Annotated in this window: 20 protein-coding genes; 13 read left to right on the top strand and 7 right to left on the bottom strand. The window is 63.6% G+C overall.

From position 1 onward, the window contains the following. Window positions 1-111 precede the first annotated feature (111 nt). The 4 genes from JQ574_RS18280 to JQ574_RS18265 all read left to right on the top strand — a co-directional run bounded on the left by JQ574_RS18280 (window position 112) and on the right by JQ574_RS18265 (window position 2,502). A complete protein-coding gene (locus JQ574_RS18280) occupies window positions 112-1,281 on the top strand; it encodes a trans-acting enoyl reductase family protein (protein WP_212211878.1) in 1,170 nt (389 codons plus the stop codon). Window positions 1,282-1,352: 71 nt separating this feature from the next. After that, the gene (locus tag JQ574_RS18275) at window positions 1,353-1,730 is read left to right on the top strand and encodes a GYD domain-containing protein (protein WP_212211881.1); all 378 of its coding nucleotides are present in this window, start codon (window positions 1,353-1,355) and stop codon (window positions 1,728-1,730) included. 227 nt (window positions 1,731-1,957) lie between these two features. Continuing rightward, window positions 1,958-2,137 (top strand): hypothetical protein, encoded by a 180-nt coding sequence (locus JQ574_RS18270; RefSeq protein WP_212211882.1) that lies wholly within the window; start codon window positions 1,958-1,960, stop codon window positions 2,135-2,137. Window positions 2,138-2,175: 38 nt separating this feature from the next. Then, window positions 2,176-2,502, top strand: coding sequence for a GcrA family cell cycle regulator (locus tag JQ574_RS18265; protein WP_212383760.1), 327 nt, complete (start codon window positions 2,176-2,178; stop codon window positions 2,500-2,502). 74 nt (window positions 2,503-2,576) lie between these two features. On the opposite strand, the gene JQ574_RS18260 is transcribed toward JQ574_RS18265, so the two are convergent. Then, entirely contained in the window at window positions 2,577-3,419 is an 843-nt protein-coding gene (locus JQ574_RS18260; protein ID WP_212211887.1) for an alpha/beta fold hydrolase, read from the bottom strand. A gap of 13 nt (window positions 3,420-3,432) precedes the next feature. Beyond that, the gene (locus JQ574_RS18255; protein ID WP_212211890.1) at window positions 3,433-4,452 is read right to left on the bottom strand and encodes a tripartite tricarboxylate transporter substrate binding protein; all 1,020 of its coding nucleotides are present in this window, start codon (window positions 4,450-4,452) and stop codon (window positions 3,433-3,435) included. Window positions 4,453-4,593: 141 nt separating this feature from the next. On the opposite strand from JQ574_RS18255, the gene JQ574_RS18250 reads away from it, so the two are divergent. Further along, a complete protein-coding gene (locus tag JQ574_RS18250; protein ID WP_212211893.1) occupies window positions 4,594-5,592 on the top strand; it encodes a LysR family transcriptional regulator in 999 nt (332 codons plus the stop codon). A 21-nt stretch (window positions 5,593-5,613) separates the two neighbouring features. Here JQ574_RS18250 and JQ574_RS18245 read toward each other — a convergent pair whose 3' ends face one another. The 3 genes from JQ574_RS18245 to JQ574_RS18235 form a co-directional block, all read right to left on the bottom strand. Next, the gene (locus JQ574_RS18245) at window positions 5,614-6,738 is read right to left on the bottom strand and encodes a M48 family metallopeptidase (protein WP_212211896.1); all 1,125 of its coding nucleotides are present in this window, start codon (window positions 6,736-6,738) and stop codon (window positions 5,614-5,616) included. A gap of 3 nt (window positions 6,739-6,741) precedes the next feature. Next, window positions 6,742-7,893 (bottom strand): DUF898 family protein, encoded by a 1,152-nt coding sequence (locus tag JQ574_RS18240; RefSeq protein WP_312014756.1) that lies wholly within the window; start codon window positions 7,891-7,893, stop codon window positions 6,742-6,744. Between the two features lie 84 nt (window positions 7,894-7,977). Beyond that, a complete protein-coding gene (locus tag JQ574_RS18235; protein WP_212211899.1) occupies window positions 7,978-9,150 on the bottom strand; it encodes an isovaleryl-CoA dehydrogenase in 1,173 nt (390 codons plus the stop codon). Between the two features lie 233 nt (window positions 9,151-9,383). On the opposite strand from JQ574_RS18235, the gene JQ574_RS18230 reads away from it, so the two are divergent. The 4 genes from JQ574_RS18230 (at window position 9,384) to JQ574_RS18215 (ending at window position 13,377) form a co-directional block, all read left to right on the top strand. Further along, window positions 9,384-10,670 carry a cytochrome P450 gene (locus JQ574_RS18230; RefSeq protein WP_212211902.1) on the top strand — a complete coding sequence of 429 codons (1,287 nt, stop codon included), beginning with the start codon at window positions 9,384-9,386 and terminating at the stop codon, window positions 10,668-10,670. Between the two features lie 105 nt (window positions 10,671-10,775). After that, complete coding sequence (locus tag JQ574_RS18225; RefSeq protein WP_212211904.1) at window positions 10,776-12,047, top strand: cytochrome P450; 1,272 nt, start codon at window positions 10,776-10,778, stop codon at window positions 12,045-12,047. Between the two features lie 173 nt (window positions 12,048-12,220). Then, the gene (locus tag JQ574_RS18220) at window positions 12,221-12,787 is read left to right on the top strand and encodes a thiamine pyrophosphate-binding protein (protein ID WP_212211908.1); all 567 of its coding nucleotides are present in this window, start codon (window positions 12,221-12,223) and stop codon (window positions 12,785-12,787) included. Continuing rightward, a complete protein-coding gene (locus JQ574_RS18215; protein WP_249119415.1) occupies window positions 12,787-13,377 on the top strand; it encodes a thiamine pyrophosphate-dependent enzyme in 591 nt (196 codons plus the stop codon). Before JQ574_RS18220 ends, JQ574_RS18215 begins: the two co-directional genes overlap by 1 nt. A gap of 5 nt (window positions 13,378-13,382) precedes the next feature. Here JQ574_RS18215 and JQ574_RS18210 read toward each other — a convergent pair whose 3' ends face one another. Then, the gene (locus tag JQ574_RS18210; protein ID WP_192736597.1) at window positions 13,383-14,306 is read right to left on the bottom strand and encodes a LysR substrate-binding domain-containing protein; all 924 of its coding nucleotides are present in this window, start codon (window positions 14,304-14,306) and stop codon (window positions 13,383-13,385) included. A 107-nt stretch (window positions 14,307-14,413) separates the two neighbouring features. Here JQ574_RS18210 and JQ574_RS18205 point away from each other — a divergent pair, with 107 nt between their 5' ends. From JQ574_RS18205 to mdlC, 4 genes are all read left to right on the top strand, one after another. Next, window positions 14,414-15,583 (top strand): acyl-CoA dehydrogenase family protein, encoded by a 1,170-nt coding sequence (locus JQ574_RS18205; RefSeq protein ID WP_212211914.1) that lies wholly within the window; start codon window positions 14,414-14,416, stop codon window positions 15,581-15,583. A 9-nt stretch (window positions 15,584-15,592) separates the two neighbouring features. Beyond that, window positions 15,593-16,720, top strand: a complete 1,128-nt coding sequence (locus JQ574_RS18200) for a CaiB/BaiF CoA-transferase family protein (protein ID WP_212211917.1) — start codon at window positions 15,593-15,595, stop codon at window positions 16,718-16,720. After that, entirely contained in the window at window positions 16,717-17,571 is an 855-nt protein-coding gene (locus JQ574_RS18195; RefSeq protein WP_212383758.1) for a MaoC family dehydratase N-terminal domain-containing protein, read from the top strand. The genes JQ574_RS18200 and JQ574_RS18195 overlap by 4 nt, the downstream gene beginning before the upstream one ends. A 151-nt stretch (window positions 17,572-17,722) precedes the next feature. Continuing rightward, a complete protein-coding gene (gene mdlC / locus JQ574_RS18190; protein ID WP_212211923.1) occupies window positions 17,723-19,351 on the top strand; it encodes a benzoylformate decarboxylase in 1,629 nt (542 codons plus the stop codon). 128 nt (window positions 19,352-19,479) lie between these two features. Here mdlC and JQ574_RS18185 read toward each other — a convergent pair whose 3' ends face one another. Further along, complete coding sequence (locus JQ574_RS18185) at window positions 19,480-20,274, bottom strand: SDR family oxidoreductase (protein ID WP_212211926.1); 795 nt, start codon at window positions 20,272-20,274, stop codon at window positions 19,480-19,482. Window positions 20,275-20,395: the final 121 nt, after the last annotated feature.

Genomic DNA, 20,395 nt, shown 5'->3' with positions numbered 1-20,395 from the left:
CTCCGTCAAACGCGATGGGACGGTTTGCTGCTCGTGCTGAGCGTCCTCGTGTCCTACGATTGCAAACGGATCAGAAGATAGCTCTCCCGGATCTCGGGGAGGACCAACGTCGTGAAGCGGGACTTCGACCTCATCGTCTATGGTGCGACGGGTTACACCGGCCGTCTCATCGCCGAATATCTGGCGGCATCCTATCGCGGCGACGATGCCCCGTCCTGGGCGATTGCGGGACGCTCGACCGACAAGCTCCAGAAGGTGCGTGCCGACATCGGCGCACCGGACAGTTTGCCTCTGGTGAAGGCGGATGCCGCTGAGCCGGCCAGCCTACGTTCGATGTGCGAGCGCGCGGCCGTGATTGTCACGACGGTCGGGCCTTATCAGCTCCACGGTCCCGAGCTTGTGGCGGCCTGCGCGGCCACGGGCACGGCCTACGTTGATCTGTGCGGCGAACCTGCCTGGATGCGGCGCATGATCGACGCCCATCACGAAGAGGCGAAACGGACCGGGGCGCGCATCGTCTTTTCCTGCGGCTTCGATTCCATCCCGTTCGATCTCGGCGTGCTCACGTTGCAGGAGAAGGCGCGCGAGAAATTCGGACGCCCGGCGCGCCGGGTCAAAGCCCGCCTGCGCAACGTGAGAGGCGGCATGTCTGGCGGCACCGCAGCGAGCGCTCGGGCGACGTTGGCCGCCGCCGCGCGCGACCCGGCCCTGATCCGGCTGCTGAACAATCCCTTCGCGTTGACGCCGGGGTTCACCGGGCCGTCTCAGCCGTCGGGCCTCGTCCCCGAATTCGACCCGCGCATGAACGTGTTGCTCGTGCCGTTCCCCATGGCGCCGATCAACACCAAGAACGTGCACCGCACGAATTTCCTGCTGGGTCATCCCTATGGCAAGGACTTCGTTTACGACGAGATGATGGTCGCGCCGGGATTTGGGGAACTCGCCCGCGTGACGACGGAGACGTTCGCCACGATGATTTCCCTGGTCGCGACCGGCGGTCTCAAACCCGGCGCAGGCCCGACCCGGGAAGCGCGCGAGAAGGGCCTCTACGACATCCTGTTCCTGGGCGAGCTGCCGGATGGTGGACGGGTCGAAGCGGTAGTCACGGGCGACCGCGATCCGGGCTACGGCTCGACCAGCAAGATGATCGCCGAGAGCGCTCTCTGTCTCGTGCGCGACGTGCAGGGCGAGGGTGGCATCTGGACGCCGGGCGCGCTGATGGGGCCGGCATTGCGCAAGCGCCTGAGCGAGCGCGCCGGCCTCACCTTCAGCGCGCATTGAGGTAGCGCTCAGAACTGCAGCGGCGTGCCGGACGACGTCGATCGTAACCAGCGAAAGCGGAGGAGACCAGCATGACGATTTACGTTTCTCAAGGTCGTTACACCGCCGCGGCCATCAAAGGGATGTCTGCGAAACCGGAGGACCGTTCCGAGGCGGTCGCCGAGTTGTTTGCGGCCGCCGGTGGTCGGCTGATCAGTTGGTATCTGACTTTGGGGCCCTACGATTGGCTGATCATAGCTGAAGCTCCGGATGAGCCCACGATGATTTCAGCGGTGCTTGCCGCCGCGGCTGGCGGAAGCCTTTCGGACATAACAACTACCGTGGCGCTCACGGCGAGCGATACGACGAAGGCCTTCCAGCGGGCAGGTGAGCTTACTCAGAAATTCAGATCGGCGGGCCGAGCCGATTACTACGGAGTAGGGATCGATTCGGGGCGTGAGATCGGCTAAGCTTGACTACCAAATTCCGGGATGCACGGTGCCGCTTGCACCACGAAGCCAACAAGATGTCGGCGGCTATGAGCGTGGTGCGGCCTTGTCAGGCCGAGCGTGGGCTGATCGCCAATGCAACTCGAAACGAATGTCCGCGCCCGCAGACGGTGTGTTGGCGCAAACCCTCATTCGGAACCTGAGCAGAGGGGGCATAATCCCTGGGGCCCGCACCGAGGAGCAACAATATGAAGCAACAGATCCCAGAGGAGCTTTCCACCAGGTTGATCCACTGCAGTCCCTTCGTGACCATGGACAGCGCGGTGCCGCCCCGAGATCCTGATGAAGACGAAGAGGACGAAGAGGACGAAGAGGAAGAGGACAATGCCGACGAACCGGCGGTCGTGCGCGAGCCGGACGACGACTAGACTGGCCTGTCGCTGGCAGCCGGCGTAGAGTATCTCCCATGAGTTGGGATGCGAAAGACGTAGCACTGCTCAAAAAACTCTGGGCCGCTGGACAGAGCGCCAGCCAGATCGCGCGTCGTCTCGAGTGTAGCCGTAACGCGGTCTGCGGCAGGCTAACTCGCTTGGGCCTGAAGCGTGGTCACAAGTCGCCAACGGCAAAACCCAAGATAAGGCCGGTCCCGAAACGAAGGCCGGCGTTATTGGCCGCCTGTGCCCGCCCGGTGGCAAAGAAGGTGTCGCTGAAGCCAGTAGGGAGACAACCCAAGGAATTCAGCAAGAGCCAGCTTTACGCGATGCTTGCTGACGCGGTCAGGAATACGGGCTAGCCCGTTCACCGCGACCTCGTTGCGGCACTGCCTCCGGTCCTCGTTCAGTTCGAACGGTTTCCTTGGCGAAACTGCTATTCCCGGCAAACGATCCCGTCATGATCTGCCGCAAAACTCAGGATGTGTTCGGCGCAGGCCCGCGGCTGCAGCATCCCGAGCATCGCGTAGGGTGTGCCCAGATGCGTCACGCGCACCGAGGCGATGTTGTCGCGCAGCGCGGCTTCCTGATCGGATGAGGAGATATTGCTGCCGGTCGGATAGAGTGCGAGCGTCGGAGCCGTGATCTTCTGCAGGTAAGGTCTGGCGTCGACGGAGCCGGCGAACTCGACCATCGCCGCGACGATTTCGACGTCGGCCTTCCCGACTTCCCGGGCGTACCAATCCATGAAGGCGGGATCGAAACCGGCGGGAAACCGCGCCAGCGTGTTCGACTTGCGCACCCAGCCCTCGACGCCGAGCGCCCTGATGGCCTCGACCCAGCTTGGAAAGCCGACCGCATAGGCGTTGCGGATCCAATCATTGGCCCACACCGCCGGCGCCAGCACCGACAGCGTACGCAGGCGCTGCGGCCGCTCGGCGGCGAAAATCAGCGTGATGGCGCCGCCGATCGCCTCGCCGACCAGATGGAAATTCGAAGCGCCCGCGTGATCGGCCACCGCCTCGATGTCCCGGATGTAGGCAGCGAGCGCGAGCGCGTGCGCCGGATCGTTCAGCGGCGTCGATTGTCCGAGCCCGCGCAAGTCCGGACAGATCACGCGGTAGAACCGCGCCAGATACGGCACCATGTTGAACCAGAACTCGCCCGAGCGGGCGAAGCCGTGGATCAGGATGATGGTCTCTGCCTTGCGCCAGCGGTCGGTGTAGTCGTGAACCGCGTAGTGCAACGGTGTCCCGTCGCCGGCTCTGACGGTCGGCATGGCGGCGCTCCCGTCAGTTCGGTTTCAGGCGCAGCTCTCTGGCGAGCTGCTCCATCTGGACGAATTCGCTTTGCGCGTATTTGGCGGCGTCTTCGGCGCTGATCGTCCAGACCTCCTCGCCGCGCTTGGCCGCCATCGCCTTGAATTCGGGGCTTTGCGCCGCCCGGGTCAGAACGTCGCGCAGCTTTTCAAAGCGGTCCTGCGGGATGTCGCGCGGCGCGATGACCGCGCGCCACAGCAATGTCTGGGATGGCGCCATCTTGACGTCATCAAGGCTCTCGACGTCGGGCAGCGTCGGAAAGCGCCGCGCCGTGGTCAGCAGCAGGCACTTTGCTTTTCCTTCGGCGACAAGTTGCGCGATCGAGGCGATGGCGCCGCCATAGATGTCGATGGTGCGCGCAAGGAAGGCCGTTACCGTCTGGTCGGCGCCGGTGAAGGGGATGATCCGCTGGCGGATGCCCTGGGGTTGAAAAATCCGTGCGGTCGAAAACTGCACGAAGGCGCCGACGCCGTCCGAACCATAGGTGTATTTGTCGGGGTTGTTCTTTAGCTCGGCGAGGAACTCGCTTGCGTTCTTCGCCGGAAAATCCGGGTGGACGCAGAACACGCCGGCGGCCTGCGTGATCATCGCAACAATGCGGTAGTCGGCCTGCTGGAAGCTTTGCGCAGCGACATGCGGGGCCATGGTGATGGCGCCACTCGGCACCCCGCCGATGGTGTAGCCGTCCGGCTCGGACTTCGTCACAAAGCCGACGCCGATGGTGCCGCTGGCGCCGGGCTTGTTCAGGACCACGATCGGCTGGCCGAGCATCGGCGCTGCGACCTGGGCCAGCGACCGCATGATGGTGTCGGTGCTGCTGCCTGGCCCGGCGGGCACTACCAGCTGAACCGGCCGTTCGGGATAGCCGTCGGCCGACGCCGGCGAACATACACCTGCCAGGAGGACAGCAAAGGCGGCGACTGCGCCGCTTCGGGCGGAATCGGCACAACGGCGCAACCAGGGCCACCACATCATTTCAGCGAGTTTCTTCATTCTGTCCCCCGCAATTGCCGGCAAGCGCCATGATCCAGGTTCCGGCCGGTGACAACGCAGGGTTTCGCCTTCGAAAACTTGTGACTTGCAGGAGCAAATCTTGTCTAATGAGACAAAGGAAATCGTGTATAAGCTTTTCAAATGAATGACCTCCCCCGTACCCAGGCCCTGCGCTGCTTCATCACCGTGGCGCGCGAGGGCGTTGTGTCGCGCGCGGCAAGTTTGCTGAACCTGACCCAGCCGGCCGTCAGTTTGCAGCTAAAAGGGCTGGAGGAAAGTACCGGCCTGCTGCTTTTCAACCGAACACCGGGCGGCTTTACCCTGACCGAAGCCGGCGCCGCCCTGCTGCCGCTGGCGCACAAGGCGATATCGGCCTCGTCGGACTTCAAGACGATGGCGGATTCCCTGCGCGAGTCGGTACGGGGATCGCTTCGGGTCGGCACGATCCTGGATCCCGAGTTCATCCGGCTCGGACCTTTCGTGCGGAGCCTCGCCACGTCCTTGAAACAGACCGAAGTCTTCCTGCGCTACGGCATGAGCGACGACGTGCTGGCGCAGATCGGCAGAGGCGACCTCGACGTCGGATATTTTGTCGACGCGACGCCTGCCGAATCCCTGTCGTTCCCGAGCTTCTCCGAGCGCCACATCGACGACGGAAAGTACCAGCTCGCGCCGCTGATGAGCTACCCGTACCGGGTGATTGCCCCGGCGGAATGGAGCGACCGGGTGATCGGCAAGGACTGGCCCGACCTGATCGGCCTGCCGTGGCTCGCAACGCCGCCGCACTCGGCGCATCGGCGCCTGCTCGACAATATCTTCCGTCCCATGGGCTCGCTGCCGAAGCGCGTGGCCTATGCCGACCAGGAAGAGGCCATGATCGACTTCGTCGAATCCGGCATCTGCCTCAGCCTCGCGCGCGACTGCACCCTCGATCGCATCACCCGCAAGCGGAACTTCGTGATCGCCGACAAGGTGACGGTGACCTGCGACCTCAGCTTTGCCTGCCTGACATCGCGGCGGCACGAACCGGTGATCTCGCACGCGTTCTCGGCCATGCAGGCGGTGTGGGATTTGAAGCCGACCGTTGCCCTGCCCGCGCCGGAGGCCGCGCCACGGTCGCGCAAAAGCGCGCGACGATAACCAGACCCGCCGAATTGGCCGTCAGATCTTGCCGTCGGAATCGCAGATCGATCTCAGCGCTTGCCATTCCTCCGGCGTCAGCAGCGGCGGTTTGCTGGCCGGCCGGTCTTCCCGGGTCATCCGCGCCAGCCGATCCTCGCTCATCGGATGGCTGGAGATGATGGAGAGGCCCTTGCCTCCCTTGCCGGTGACGCGGACGAGCAGTTCGCCCATCGGCTTGGTCGGCCGGCCCAGCCGGTGCATGACGTCGATCGAGAAGCCGTCGGCATCCTGCTCGGCCTCGCGCGAATGGGACGAGGTGACCAGCGTCTTTGAAGCAAAGATCAGCGCGCTGGAGCCCGTGATGTCGCCGAACAACAACCCGACCAGAAACGCTGTGCCGCCGTCGCGGATCAATCCCCGCATGTTGTCGCGATGCTTGTGGTGGCCGAGTTCGTGCGCCAGCACGCCTGCGATCTCGTCGGCGTTCTCGGCCTTCGCCAGCAAGCCGTTGAACATGTAAACCCTGCCGCCCGGCAGCGCGAAGGCATTGGGCACCGACGACGACAGCACGCTGGACTGAACCGACGTATCCATCCCGGCGGATTCACGTATCGCGGTCATGAGCTTGACGAAGGCTTTTTGTCCGGCCGCATTGTCGCAGACCTTGGCGTCGAAGATCGTCTTGACCTGACTTTCGGCCGCCTCACCGAGCCGCCGTTCGAAGGCCTCCGGCACCAGCGGCGCCAAGCGATCGGCGGCGAGCGGGACGCCGAACAATACCACCGCGATGATCGAAACCGTCGCGGCGAGCGACCAGCCGACGATCGCGGCGACACCGCGGCGGCCCGGCGTGTTCTCGTCCAGAGTTGCGCAGCGCGAGACCAGGTCGGCCGCGACCACGGCATCGCGAACCTCCAGGCGCGCCAGCGCCGGTGCGGTCAGAGCACTGAGGCGCAGCATGCCGGAGGGACCGTCGGCACGGCGGATGTCGGCATAGGCCCATGTCGCAACGGTCGCTTCACCGTCGCGGATTTCAAGCCGGTCAGCAAAGTGCAGCGTGACCGGGCGACGCTGGTTCGACTTGCCGTCGAAATAGATCGCCGAACCGCTAGGCGGCGATTTCGGGGTACCGGGAGCGTCGCTATCCGTGATGGTACCGGTCATCAGCTAGAAGCCCGCCACGTCAAGGCCATCGGCAAAACCTTCACCAAGCGCATTGGCCAGTTCACCCCTTGCCGAAACATTGGCGGCCGCCTCGATGCCGTGGATGTTGATCGATTCCAACACCCGCACCCAGAGATCGCGCATCAGATAGACGCGGATCACGACGTTGAGCGCCAGTGCGAACACCAGGTAGCCGAAGCCTGCGAGCACCAGCAACAGGATGCTCTGAGAAGCTTCCTGCGACTTGAAGAACTCGCCAATTCCCTCGCCACTCATGCTGGCAACCAGCGCCGTGGCAGCTGCGAGGTAGACCGAGAAAACCAGACCCAGCACGACGATCCAGCCGACCACCTTCCAGTACAGGCCGATCAGCCGGCTGCGCGGCAATTCCGATTCCAGGCGCACGCCGCCGATCCGGATGCCGGACAGCCACCAGCGCCATTCGACCGCCTTGAACGCGCCGTAGATGAAGGGTGCGAACAGCGGCATCAGGAATGCCATCGGCGCGAGCAACCACAGCCACCAGCCGCGCTTGAAGAATTCCCAGCCGCTTCCCTCGAACTTCCCCTGCAGATCGCCGTAGTATGAATGGCGCATCTTGTAGCGCTCGAGCGCCGCCGTGCGCCAGGGCAGCGCCAGGCCAAGGGTCGCCATTGATAGCAGGCCCCACAGCGACGCCTGCAAGGCATAGATCCAGCCCGAACCACTCATCCAGAACCGAACGCCGCGCCACACCGTGCGCGTCAGGCGATAGCGGCGGGCGCGAAAGATCGCGAACTGCCCGAACAGATAGAAGAAGGCGACCAGCGGAATGCTGGCGAACGCCTTGTAATGCTCGGCTTCGAGGCCGGCGAGAAAGTAGGCCAGATAGATCGGCACCAGGATCGCGAGGGCAACCAGGAACCCGATCAGCAATTCCCGGCCCCGCCCGGTATATTCGGCGCCGTCGCCGTCGATCTGGGTATTGCTCCAGAGATGGCGGCGGATGTCGGTGGTGAGCCAGAAGCGGTAGAAGCCGAGCGTGACCAATTCCAGCCCGGCGCCGCGCTTCACCAGTTGAAAGAATTCATCACGCTTGCCGGAAAACCCCACCGGCATCGGCGGCGGTTTCGGCAGCGATGGCGGCCCGAGCGGGGTCCAACTCATCTCGTTCACGGGTCAACTCCAGGGCAGCTCCGAGGCAGCGGGCAACAAATCGGGTTTACACCAATTTGTCGACTGGAGTGTGATCCGGTTCACTTACGCCGACTTGTCGAACAGCTCCCGCCCGATCAGCATACGCCGGATTTCGCTGGTTCCAGCGCCGATCTCGTAGAGCTTGGCGTCGCGCAACAGCCTGCCGGTCGGGTAATCGTTGATGTAGCCATTGCCGCCGAGCAGCTGGATGGCGTCGAGCGCGCATTGCGTCGCCTTCTCGGCGGCATAGAGGATGGCGCCGGCGGCGTCCTCGCGCGTGGTCTCGCCGCGGTCGCAGGCTTTCGCCACCGCATACACATAAGCGCGCGAGGCGTTCATCGTGGTGTACATGTCGGCGATCTTGCCCTGCACAAGCTGGAAGGTGCCGATCGGCTGGCCGAACTGCTTGCGCTCATGCACGTAAGGCAGCACCACGTCCATGCAGGCCTGCATGATGCCGATCGGACCTGCGGCCAGCACCGCGCGTTCATAATCGAGGCCCGACATCAGGACGTTGACGCCGCGGCCGACTTCGCTGAGCACGTTCTCTTCCGGCACTTCGCAATTGTCGAACACCAGTTCGCAGGTATCGGAGCCGCGCATGCCGAGCTTGTCGAGCTTTTGCGCGGTGGAAAATCCCTTCATGCCCTTCTCGATGATGAACGCCGTAATGCCGCGCGGGCCGGCATTGGCGTCGGTTCGGGCATAGACCACCAGCGTATCGGCGACCGGGCCGTTGGTGATCCACATCTTGCTGCCGGTCAGCACGAAGCGATCGCCCTTCTTGTCCGCGCGCGTCTTCATCGACACCACGTCGGAGCCGGAATCCGGCTCCGACATCGCCAATGATCCGACATGTTCGCCCGAGATCAGCTTCGGCAGATATTTGCGCTTCTGCGCGTCGTTGCCGTTGCGGCGGATCTGGTTGACGCAGAGGTTGGAATGCGCGCCGTACGAAAGCCCGACCGCCGCCGATGCCCGCGACATTTCCTCGACCGCAATACAATGCTCGAGATAGCCGAGCCCGGTGCCGCCATATTCTTCCTCGACGGTAATGCCGTGCAGGCCGAGCGCGCCGATCTTGGGCCAGAGATCCCGTGGAAACTGGTTGCTCTTGTCGATGTCGGCCGCGCGCGGCGCGATCTCCTTGCTCGAAAAGGCAAACACGGTTTCGCGAATGGCATCCGCGGTTTCACCGAGATCGAAATTGAACATCCGGTACGCATTGGGAATCATGGTCGGGCGACCTCCGGCGAAATATCGTTGTTGGGATAAGCCTTAACCCCTGCAGGCGCGCTTGTCACGAGGAATGATACGGCTCCGTATCGGCCCCGGCCGGGGGTAAAGTTCAATGCGGCCAAAGCATCAAAACTGTCCCTTGCCCCGGCACGTACGAACGGCTGTAATCACCCCAAAATACCGCCACCGGGCGAATCCCGGCGCGCGGAAAACAATCAGGGAGCCGCTCCATGCAGGGAACCATCGAACTCACCCAGGATTCCATTGAACTGGACTCCCGGCAAAAGGCCGCACGCGAGCGCGCTTATTCGCTGCCGCTGGCCGAGTTCGACCCCGGCGATCCCGAACTGTTCAAGACCGATACGTTCTGGCCGTATTTCGACCGGCTGCGCCGGGAAGCGCCGGTGCATTACTGCAAGGACAGCATGTTCGGGCCGTATTGGTCGATCACCAAATACAACGACATCATGGACATCGAGACCAATCACGCGGTGTTCTCGTCGGCGGCCTATCTCGGCGGCATCACCATCCGCGACGTCGCGACCGATCTGCGCCGCGAAAGCTTCATCGCCATGGACCAGCCGCGCCACTCGGCGCAGCGCAAGACCGTAGCGCCGATGTTCACGCCGACCCATCTCGACCAGCTCGCGATCAACATCCGCAAGCGGTCGGCCGAATGCCTCGACAATCTGCCGCGCGGCGAAGTGTTCGACTGGGTCGACCGGGTCTCGATCGAGCTCACCACGCAGATGCTCGCGGTGCTGTTCGACTTCCCCTGGGAGGACCGCCGCAAGCTGACGCGCTGGTCCGACATTGCGACGACGATTCCCGGGCCCGGCGGCCTCGTCCCGACCGAAGAGGCGCGGCAGGCCGAGCTTCTGGAATGCGCGACCTATTTCGCCACGCTCTGGAAAGACCGGATCAACCAGCCGCCGAAGAGCGATCTGCTGTCGATGATGGCGCACAGCGAAGCCACCCGCGACATGGACCCGAAGAATTTCCTCGGCAACCTGATCCTCTTGATCGTCGGCGGCAACGACACCACCCGCAACACGCTGTCGGGCAGCATCTATGCGCTGAGCAAAAATCCGGATCAGTACAGCAAGCTGCGCGACAATCCCGCGCTGATCGACAGTTTCGTTCCCGAGGTGATCCGCTGGCAGACGCCGCTGGCGCATATGCGGCGCACCGCGCTCGAGGATATCGAGTTCCGCGGCAAGCAGATCAAAAAGGGCGACAAGGTCGTGATGTGGTACGTCTCGGGCAACCGTGACGAAGAGATCATCGAACGCCCTTACGAGTTCATCATCGACCGCGCCCGGCCGCGCACCCACATCTCCTTCGGCTTCGGCATCCACCGCTGCGTCGGCTTGCGGCTGGCGGAACTGCAATTGAAGATTATCTGGGAAGAGATCCTCAAGCGCTTCGACAAGATCGAGGTGATGGATGAGCCGAAGCGGGTTTATTCAAGCTTTGTCAAGGGTTACGAGACCCTGCCCGCGCGCATCTCGAACTAGGCAGCCAGTTCCGCAACTACCTGCACGGGCTTTGCCCTTAGAAGGCCTATAAGTTATAGTCTAATACATTCCTTCAACGTTTCCTGTACCCGGGGATGAACGACGATGAACGTCCAGGCCGCGATCCGAGCCGACAGACAAGAGCTTCTGCGCGCCGCGCGCGAAGAGGCCTACTCGACGCCGCTGAAGGATTTTCACCCCGGTGCGCCAAAGCTGTTCCAGAACGATACGTTGTGGCCGTGGTTCGAGCGGCTGCGCAAGGAAGAGCCGGTACATTACTGCACCAACGCGCCGATCGAACCCTATTGGTCGGTGACCAAATACAACGACATCATGCATGTCGACACCAACCACGGCATCTTCTCCTCCGACTCGACACTCGGCGGCATTTCGATCCGCGACGTACCGCCCGGCTATGACTATCCGAGCTTCATCGCGATGGACCAGCCGCGGCACTCCTCGCAGCGCAAGACGGTGTCGCCGATGTTCACGCCGACGCACCTGGACGAGCTGGCAAAACTGATCCGCGAGCGCGCCTGCAAGGTGCTGGACAATCTGCCGCGCAACGAGACCTTCAACTTCGTCGACCGCGTATCGATCGAACTGACGACGCAGATGCTGGCAACGCTGTTCGACTTCCCCTGGGAAGAACGGCGCAAGCTGACGCGCTGGTCCGACGTTTCGACCGCGCTGCCCAAGAGCGGCGTCGTGGAATCCCCGGAACAGCGGCGCCAGGAAATGGACGAATGCTACGCCTATTTCTCAAAGCTCTGGAATGAGCGCGTCAACAGCGAGCCGCGCAACGACCTGCTGTCCATGATGGCCCACAGCGACGCGACGCGGCACATGGACCCCGACAATCTGATGGGCAACATCATCCTCTTGATCGTCGGCGGCAACGACACCACCCGCAACACCATGAGCGGCTCGGTGCTGGCGCTGAACGAGCATCCCGAGCAGTACCAGAAGCTGCGCGACAATCCGGCGCTGATCGACAGCATGGTGCCGGAAGTGATCCGCTGGCAGACTCCCTTGGCGCATATGCGGCGCACCGCGCTGGTCGATACCGAGATCGGCGGCAAGAAGATCGCAAAGGGTGACCGCGTCGTGATGTGGTACGTCTCGGGCAATCGCGACGAGGAGGGTATCGAGAAGCCCGACGAATTCATCATCGACCGCGCCCGGCCCCGCACCCACCTTTCGTTCGGCTTCGGTATCCACCGCTGCGTCGGCATGCGGCTGGCCGAGTTGCAGCTGAAAATCGTGTGGCAGGAAATGCTGAAGCGGTTCGATCGCATCGAGGTGGTCGGCGAGCCGAAGCGGGTCTATTCCAGTTTCGTGCGCGGCATCGAATCGCTGCCGGCGCGGATTTCCTGAGCGAGCTCAATTCGCCTGATCGCGCCGAAGCTATCAACGCCAAAGGCTTTACCGGCGCCCCTATAACATCGCGGCATGGCAGCTTGAACCAGATGAGAAGGCCGCACTGCGGTCTTCTGGGCTAAACCTTGGCCGTGGTCACGCAGGAGACGTGACCCGGAACCGAGGCTGCCATGAACGATGTTGCTGTCAGGGATGACGCCAAAGACGATACCCAGTCCGGCCTAAGCTGGCCGGCGCAGATCTACAAGACGCTGAAAGCGCATGGCGTCTCGCAAATCTCCTATGTTCCCGATGCCGGCCACTCCCGCCTGATCGAGCTGTCGCACGCCGATCCAGCGATCCAGACCACCGTGCTGACCACCGAAGAGGAAGGCGTCGCGCTGTCCGCCGGCGCCTGGCTCGGGGGCGATCGCTCGGTGCTGTTGATGCAGTCGAGCGGCGTCGGCAATTGCGTGAACATGTTTTCGCTGGCCGCGAGCTGCCGCCTGCCGTTCCTGACATTGGTGACGATGCGCGGCGAATGGGCCGAATTCAATCCGTGGCAAATCCCGATGGGGAAAGCGACGCCGCAGGCGTTCGAGATCATGGGCATCACCGTGTTCAGGCTCGAACGGCCTGAAGACGCAGAAGAGGTTATTTCGGCCGCCTGTTCACTGGCGTTCGAGAGCGACCAGCAGATCGCGGTGCTTATCTCGCAGCGCATGCTGGGCCGCAAGAAATGGACGGAGACGAAGTGATGGTCCAGAATTTCACGCTTGGCCGCCGCGAGGCCGTCAAGGCACTGCTCGCCGATCGCAAGGACCTGCTTGTCGTGACCGGGCTCGGCTCGGCGTCGTACGACGTGTTCGATGCCGGCGAGAGCCCTGCCAATTTCTATTTGTGGGGCGCGATGGGCGGAGCCGGCATGGTTGGCCTTGGCCTTGCGCTCGCGCAACCGAAGCGGCCGGTCGCCGTCATCACCGGCGACGGCGAACAGTTGATGGGCATCGGCAGCCTGCTGACGATCGCCACCAAGACGCCGGGCAATCTGACCATCGTCATTCTCGACAACGGCCATTTCGGCGAGACCGGCATGCAGGTCAGCCATTCCGGTCTCGGCGCCCAGCTCGACGTGATCGCGACCGGCGCGGGCTTTCGCTCGGTCACCGAAATCACCGACATCAAGGGCGTCAACGATTATCGGCCGACGCTGCAGCGCATCGACGCCGGGCCGCGGCTGGCGCGCATTCGTATCGCTACCGGCCATGTCGATCGCGCGCTGCCGCCGCGCGACGGCGTGTTCCTGAAGAACCGGTTCCGGGAAAATCTGGGGTTTGCGGTTACGTAATCGCCTCAGCCGACCTGGATATCCCAGAGGCCTTCCTTGCGGCAGGCGTCGACCTCCTTGCGGAGCAGATCAGTGACGAGCGTGATGGCGGTCGACCCGGGATGCTCGATGGGGGAGGCGATGGTGAGTTCGCGCATCGGCGCCGGTTTTGAAATCGTGGCGACTTCCAGCCGGCCGTCGGCGACTTCCGCGCGCAGCGAGGACGGCGGCAGCAGCGCATATCCGAGCCCCTCCTCGACCAGGCTGGTGAGGACGCGAAAGGAATCCGCCTCGACCTGGACATCGAGCTTCAGCTTCTTCTTGGCCGCCGCATGCTCGATCAGCGTCCGGAGCCCGTGCGAATGACTGGGCAACACCAGCCGCTGCCGCAGCAGCCAGTCGATATCGACCTGCTTCTTCTTCGTCAGCCCGCAACCGCGCGGGCCGACCGCCACGATCTTGTCGCGGCCGAGGTGTTGCACGGTGAGGTGCAGGTCGGCCGACGGTCCGTAGATCACGGCGAGATCCATCTGGCCGCGATGCAACCACTCGATCAAATGCCCGCTGTAGCTCTCGACGATGCAGAGCGAGATGCCCGGGTAGCTTTCGACGGTGCGCCGCGCCAGCCGCGCCGAGATCACGCAGCTAACCGTTGGAACCAGACCCAGCACCACCCGTCCCGACGGCGGGCCGCCGGAGGACTGGATATCGTCGCGAATTTGGTCGATTTGCCGGACGATGCCGGCGGTCCGCGCCAGCAGCAGGCGGCCGGCCTCGGTCAGCACCATGCCGCGGCCGTTGCGGGTAAACAGCTCGGCGCGCAGCTCGTGTTCGAGCAGCTTGATCTGGCGGCTGAGCGCCGGCTGCGCGACCCGCAACGTGTCGGAGGCCTTGCTGAGGCTTCCGAGTTCGGCCACGCAACTGAACGTCCTCAGCTGTCGGAAATCCATGCTTGCCAATCTTGGAATGCGGGTTAATACGCTATAACAATCGAGCATAGGGACTTACCGGTGGTTTCACAACTCCACGCCCATCCCCAATCACAACGGCACTCCAAATGACCGCACTCGAACAGCAAGACGAATACGCCGACATCCGCAACGCGGTCGCGAAACTCTGCGCCCAATACCCCGGCGAATACTGGCGCAAGCTCGACCGCGAGATGAAATATCCGAGCGAGTTCGTCGATGCGCTGACGCAGGCGGGCTATCTCTCGGTGCTGATCCCCGAGGAATATAACGGCGCCGGGCTAAAGCTGTCGGCGGCGGCCGCGATTCTCGAAGAGATCCAGCGCGCCGGCTGCAATGGCGGCGGCTGCCACGCCCAGATGTACACGATGGGCACGCTGCTGCGGCACGGCAGCGACGAGCAGAAGGCAAAATGGCTGCCCAAGATCGCCAGCGGCGAATTGCGGCTGCAGGCCTTCGGTGTCACCGAGCCCACCAGCGGCACCGATACCTCCTCGCTGAAGACCTTTGCCAAGCGCGACGGCAACAATGGCTACATCGTCAACGGCCAGAAGATCTGGACCAGCCGCGCCGAATATTCCGACCTGATGATCCTCCTGGCGCGCACCACGCCGAAGGAAGACGCCAAGAAGCGCACCGATGGTCTGTCGGTGTTCATCGTCGACATGCGCGAAGCGAAAGGCAACGGCCTGGAAATCCGCCCGATCCGCACCATGATGAACCACGCCACCACGGAAGTGTTCTTCGCGGACATGCGGGTGCCCGCCGAAAATCTGATCGGCGAGGAAGGCAAGGGTTTCCGCTACATCCTGTCAGGCATGAACGCCGAGCGTATCCTGATTGCGTCCGAATGCATCGGCGACGCCAAATGGTTCATCGCCAAAGCCACCGCCTATGCCAAGGAGCGCGTGGTGTTCGGCCGTCCGATCGGCCAGAACCAGGGCGTCCAGTTCCCGATCGCCAAGGCCTATGCGCAGATGCGCGCGGCCGAGCTGATGGTGAAGGAAGCCACCCGCAAATATGAAGCCGGGCTCGATTGCGGCGCCGAAGCCAACATGGCCAAGATGCTGGCAGCCGACGCCTCCTGGGAAGCCGCCAATGCCTGCGTGCAGACCCATGGCGGCTTTGCCTTCGCCGAGGAATACGACGTCGAGCGCAAGTTCCGCGAGACGCGGCTCTATCAGGTCGCGCCGATCTCGACCAATCTCATTCTGTCGTTCGTGTCCGAGCATGTGCTCGGCATGCCCCGCTCCTACTGAGAACAAATAATGCTGCCGCTTGAAGGATTGATCGTCGTCGCCGTCGAACAGGCGGTCGCTGCGCCGTTTTGCAGCTCACGGCTGGCGGATGCCGGCGCCCATGTCATCAAGGTGGAGCGCCCCGAGGGTGATTTTGCGCGCGGCTATGACGCCGCGGCGAAGGGACAGAGCAGCTATTTCGTCTGGCTCAACCGCGGCAAGAATTCCGTGGTCGTCGACCTCGCCACCAAAGAGGGCCGCGTGGCGATGGAAGAACTGATCGCCAGCGCCGACGTGCTGCTGCAGAACCTGAAACCCGGCTCGATGGACAAGCTCGGCTTCTCGCTGGAGCGTTTGCGCAAGGATTATCCGGCGCTGATCTGCTGCACCATATCAGGCTATGGCGACGACGGCCCCTATGCCGACCGCAAGGCCTATGATCTCCTGATCCAGGCCGAGAGCGGCCTCGCCTCGATCACCGGCGGGCCGGAAGGCCCGTCCCGCGTCGGCATTTCCGTCGTCGATATCGCCACCGGCGCTACCGCGCATGCTTCCATCCTCGAAGCACTCATTGCGCGGGGACGCACCGGCAAGGGCGCCGATATCCGGATCTCGATGTTCGACGTGATGGCCGACTGGATGGCGGTGCCGCTGATCAATTCGGAAGCCGGCAACCCGCCGAAGCGGATGGCGCTGGCGCATCCGTCCATTGCGCCCTACGGCGTATTCCAGTCGAAGGACGGCAAGGGCATCCTGATCTCGATCCAGAGCGAGCGCGAGTGGAAGAAGCTCTGCGCCGAGGTGCTGGATCAACCCGATCTGCCCAATGATCCCCGCCTGGCCAACATGGTCGAGCGCGTCAGGAATCGCACTGTGACCGACAAGATCGTGGCCGACAGCTTTGCCACGATGGATCGTGTCGATCTGCTGAAGCGGCTCGCGAACGCCGATATCGCGTTTGCCGAGGTCAACACCATGGCCGATCTTGCCACCCATCCGCATCTGCGCCGCATCGAGGTCGATACGCCGAAGGGCAAGGTCAGCTACGCCGCGCCGGCTGCGATCTTCGTCGGTGAGAACAGGCGTTACGGCGCGGTCCCTGCGATCGGCGAGCACGTCGAACTCCCCAAGGCTTCTGCACGGGCAAAATCGTCATGACGGAAAAACTCGACCTCGACCATTTGCGCGGCTGGATCGGAAAGACCACCGAGGCCTCCGACATCGTCACCGCGCAACTCGTGAAGGGTTTGCGCGCGACACTGTTTCAGGAGATCGGCGAGCCCAGGACCGGCGACGCCGCGCCCTGGACCACGCATTGGTGCCTGGCGCAGCCGGTGTTTCCGATGTCGATGCTCGGCCCCGACGGCCATCCGACCCGCGGCGGTTTCCTGCCGCCGGTGCCGCTGCCGCGGCGGATGTGGGCCGGCGGCGAGCTCGAATTCCTGGACGCCTTGCGCGTCGGCGATGAGGCCAAACGTACCTCGCGCATCGCTGACGTCGCCATGATGACCGGCAGCACCGGCGCGTTATGTTTTGTCGCGGTCGAGCACACCATCACGACGCCGCGCGGCGTTGCCATCCGCGAGCGCCAGGACATCGTCTACCGCGACCTGTCGGGCGCGGCGCCGTCCGCCCCTGCCAAGGCGCCCCCGCCGCCACCGGTCGCAAAGCACCGCGAAAGCCACATGGCCGACCCCGTGCTGCTGTTCCGCTACTCGGCGCTGACCTTCAACGGCCACCGCATCCATTACGACCGCGACTACGTCACCAAGGTCGAGGGCTATCCGGGGCTGGTGTTCCACGGCCCGCTGCAGGCGGCCCTGATCGTGGAGTTCGCGGCCAAACTGCACGGCGGCGCGGCGCCGAAGAAACTAGGCTACCGCGGCGTGCAGCCGCTGTTCGAAGGCAGCGAGTTCTCGGTCAATGCCAACGACACCGGCACCGGCACGGAACTGTGGACCGCCAATTCGGACGGCCAGCCGACGATGAAGGGTACGGCCACGTGGTGAAGTTGATTTGACGTCATTGCGAGCGTAAGCGAAGCAATCCATACCTCCATGCAGGAAGTATGGATTGCTTCGTCGCTTTGCTCCCTTGTGCAAACGCTTCGCGTTTGTCACAGGCAATGACGGAGTCTGCAGTTAGCTCTGGGAGTCACGGATGTCGTCCCGCAAGCCCACCAAGACCGAAACCAAATCCACCACCGTCAAGGACGCCACCTTCAACCTGCTGCGCGCGTTCGGCGTCAAGAAAGTGTTCGGCAATCCCGGCTCGACCGAACTGCCGTTCCTGAGCGACTGGCCTGACGACATCGATTACGTGCTGGGGCTGCACGAAGCCTCCGTGGTCGGCATGGCCGACGGCTATGCGCAGGCGACCCGCAACGCCGGCTTCGTCAACCTGCATTCCGCCGCCGGCGTCGGCAATGCACTCGGCAATATCTTCAACGCCTACCGTAACCAGACGCCGATCGTGATTTCAGCCGGCCAGCAGGCGCGCTCGATCATGCCGCTGCTGCCGTTCCTGTTTGCCGAACGGGCGACGGAATTTCCGCAGCCTTACGTGAAATACAGCATCGAGCCGGCGCGGCCTGAGGACGTACCGGCCGCGATCGCCCGCGCCTATTATGTCGCGATGCAGCCGCCGTGCGGACCGACCTTTGTCTCGGTGCCGGTCGACGACTGGACCCGTCCCACGCAACCGGTCGAGGCGCGCCAGGTCAGCCGCGAGCTCGGGCCCGATCCCGCTGCGATGAAGGCGCTGGTATCAGCGCTCACCGACAGCAAACGCCCCGCTCTCGTCGTCGGCCCCAGCGTCGATCGCGCCGAGGCCGTCGACCTGATGGTGCGCGTGGCGGAGAAAGCCCGCGCCGCGGTGTGGGTCAGCCCGTTCTCGGCACGCTGTTCGTTTCCGGAACGGCATCCGCAATTCGCGGGCTTTTTGCATGCCTCGCCGGGACAGGTTTCCGACGCACTGCGCGACCACGACCTTGTGGTCGTGATCGGCGCGCCAATTTTCACCTTTCATGTCGAAGGCCACGCCGCGATCTTCGATGGCGCCACCACGATATTCCAGATCACCGACGATCCGACCGCGGCGGCGGTGACGCCGTCAGGCACCAGCATCGTCGCGACGATGAAGCCGGCGCTGACGATGCTGCTGGACCTGTTGCCCGAGACCAAGCGCGTGATCCCGGCAGGCCGCGCGCCACTCCCCGCGCCCACGGCCGCCGATCCGATCCCGACGGAATTCCTGCTGGATGCGCTGTTCCACGCCATGCCGAAAGACGCGGCCCTCGTCGAGGAGGCGCCGTCGCACCGCCCGGCGATGCAGAAATTCATGCCGATGCGCGGGCAGGACAGTTTTTACACCATGGCGAGCGGCGGCCTCGGCTTCAGCCTGCCCGCGGCGGTCGGAATATCGCTGGGACGTCCCGATGTGCGCACCGTCTGCCTGATTGGCGACGGCTCGGCGATGTATTCGATCCAGGCGCTGTGGACCGCGGCTCAGCGCAAGCTGCCGCTGACGGTGGTGGTGATCAACAATTCCGGCTACGGCGCGATGCGTTCGTTCAGCCAGGTGATGCAGGTCCGCAACGTGCCGGGCCTCGAACTGCCGGACATCGATTTTGTGAAAATCGCCGAGGGCATGGGGTGTCACGCGGTGCGCGTCAGCAAGGTATCAGAGCTCGGTGCTGCGCTGAAGCGCGGGTTGGCGCATGAGGGTGCCAGCCTGATCGAGGTGATGGTGGATTCGGCGGTGCCGCTGCTCTACACGAAGAAGGATTGAGCCACCGGCCTATCAACGTCATTGCGAGCGAAGCGAAGCAATCCATGGTGCGGCATAACGGATAGATGGATTGCTTCGTCGCTAACGCTCCTCGCAATGACGGGGAAAGAGCACGGCACTCCTCACGCTCACTTCCCGTACGTTTCCCGCATCTTGGCCTGGATCTTCGCCATCCCTGATATCCAGCGATCGTAATTCTCGGTCTTCTTGCGCATGTAACCGAGCACCTGCGGGTGCGGCAGAATCGCAAAGGTTTCCTGCTCCAGCCCCGCGAGCACGTCCTGCGCCACCTGCTCCGCCGACAGATCGCCGTCGCCGGATTGCGGGCCCTTTGGAATCGACCTGAGCATCGCGGTATCGACGCCCTGCGGGCACAGGATCGAAACCTTGATGCCGTCGGCCTTGTGCGAGATCGCGAGATTTTCCGCAAAGCCCACGGCCGCATGTTTGGTGGTCGAATAGGCCGGGCTGCCGACCTGCGACAGCAGTCCCGCCGCTGATATCGTGTTGAGGAAATAGCCGCCGCCACGCGCCTTCATGCGCGGGATCAGGTGCCGCGCGGCATAGACATGCGCCATGACGTGAACGGCCCAGCTTCGCGACCAGGGCTCATCCGAAGTTCCGCCTGCATTGGTGGACAACGGATCGAAGCCGCCGCCGATGCCGGCATTGGAACAGAACAACGCGATCGGGCCGAATTGCTTCTCGGTCTCCTCGATGACGTGGAGGACATCCTTCTCCTTGCCGACATCGCATTTGAAGGCCGCGCCATTGATCGGCGTGGCGACGGTTCGCGCGCCGTCCGGATTGATGTCGGCGACCACGACCTTGGCCGCGCCCGCGCGATGGAAGGCTTCGCACAGCGCCCGGCCGATGCCGCTGGCGCCGCCGGTGACAACCACGACTTTTCCGGTCACCTGCATGGCCGTTCTCCCCTCATCATTGTTTTCCTGGTCGCGAAGGTATGCCGCGTCCGGAATGTTGTCACGGGGCGATAAAACATCGCCGTTGGGAGGTCAACGCGCCGCCCGGTTCGTCGGCCGA

Source organism: Bradyrhizobium sp. AUGA SZCCT0158, from assembly GCF_018130065.1.
Lineage (GTDB): Bacteria > Pseudomonadota > Alphaproteobacteria > Rhizobiales > Xanthobacteraceae > Bradyrhizobium.
This window is presented reverse-complemented; position numbering and strand designations above follow the sequence as displayed.

Bases quoted from the DNA above. Each gene is read 5' to 3' on its own strand.
- JQ574_RS18275 (WP_212211881.1), top strand. From the start codon at position 1,353: ATGACGATTTACGTTTCTCAAGGTCGTTACACCGCCGCGGCCATCAAA.
- JQ574_RS18270 (WP_212211882.1), top strand. From the start codon at position 1,958: ATGAAGCAACAGATCCCAGAGGAGCTTTCCACCAGGTTGATCCACTGC.
- JQ574_RS18265 (WP_212383760.1), top strand. From the start codon at position 2,176: ATGAGTTGGGATGCGAAAGACGTAGCACTGCTCAAAAAACTCTGGGCC.
- JQ574_RS18260 (WP_212211887.1), bottom strand. From the start codon at position 3,419: ATGCCGACCGTCAGAGCCGGCGACGGGACACCGTTGCACTACGCGGTT.
- JQ574_RS18255 (WP_212211890.1), bottom strand. From the start codon at position 4,452: ATGAAGAAACTCGCTGAAATGATGTGGTGGCCCTGGTTGCGCCGTTGT.
- JQ574_RS18250 (WP_212211893.1), top strand. From the start codon at position 4,594: ATGAATGACCTCCCCCGTACCCAGGCCCTGCGCTGCTTCATCACCGTG.
- JQ574_RS18245 (WP_212211896.1), bottom strand. From the start codon at position 6,738: ATGACCGGTACCATCACGGATAGCGACGCTCCCGGTACCCCGAAATCG.
- JQ574_RS18235 (WP_212211899.1), bottom strand. From the start codon at position 9,150: ATGATTCCCAATGCGTACCGGATGTTCAATTTCGATCTCGGTGAAACC.
- JQ574_RS18230 (WP_212211902.1), top strand. From the start codon at position 9,384: ATGCAGGGAACCATCGAACTCACCCAGGATTCCATTGAACTGGACTCC.
- JQ574_RS18225 (WP_212211904.1), top strand. From the start codon at position 10,776: ATGAACGTCCAGGCCGCGATCCGAGCCGACAGACAAGAGCTTCTGCGC.
- JQ574_RS18220 (WP_212211908.1), top strand. From the start codon at position 12,221: ATGAACGATGTTGCTGTCAGGGATGACGCCAAAGACGATACCCAGTCC.
- JQ574_RS18215 (WP_249119415.1), top strand. From the start codon at position 12,787: ATGGTCCAGAATTTCACGCTTGGCCGCCGCGAGGCCGTCAAGGCACTG.
- JQ574_RS18210 (WP_192736597.1), bottom strand. From the start codon at position 14,306: ATGGATTTCCGACAGCTGAGGACGTTCAGTTGCGTGGCCGAACTCGGA.
- JQ574_RS18205 (WP_212211914.1), top strand. From the start codon at position 14,414: ATGACCGCACTCGAACAGCAAGACGAATACGCCGACATCCGCAACGCG.
- JQ574_RS18200 (WP_212211917.1), top strand. From the start codon at position 15,593: ATGCTGCCGCTTGAAGGATTGATCGTCGTCGCCGTCGAACAGGCGGTC.
- JQ574_RS18195 (WP_212383758.1), top strand. From the start codon at position 16,717: ATGACGGAAAAACTCGACCTCGACCATTTGCGCGGCTGGATCGGAAAG.
- mdlC (WP_212211923.1), top strand. From the start codon at position 17,723: ATGTCGTCCCGCAAGCCCACCAAGACCGAAACCAAATCCACCACCGTC.
- JQ574_RS18185 (WP_212211926.1), bottom strand. From the start codon at position 20,274: ATGCAGGTGACCGGAAAAGTCGTGGTTGTCACCGGCGGCGCCAGCGGC.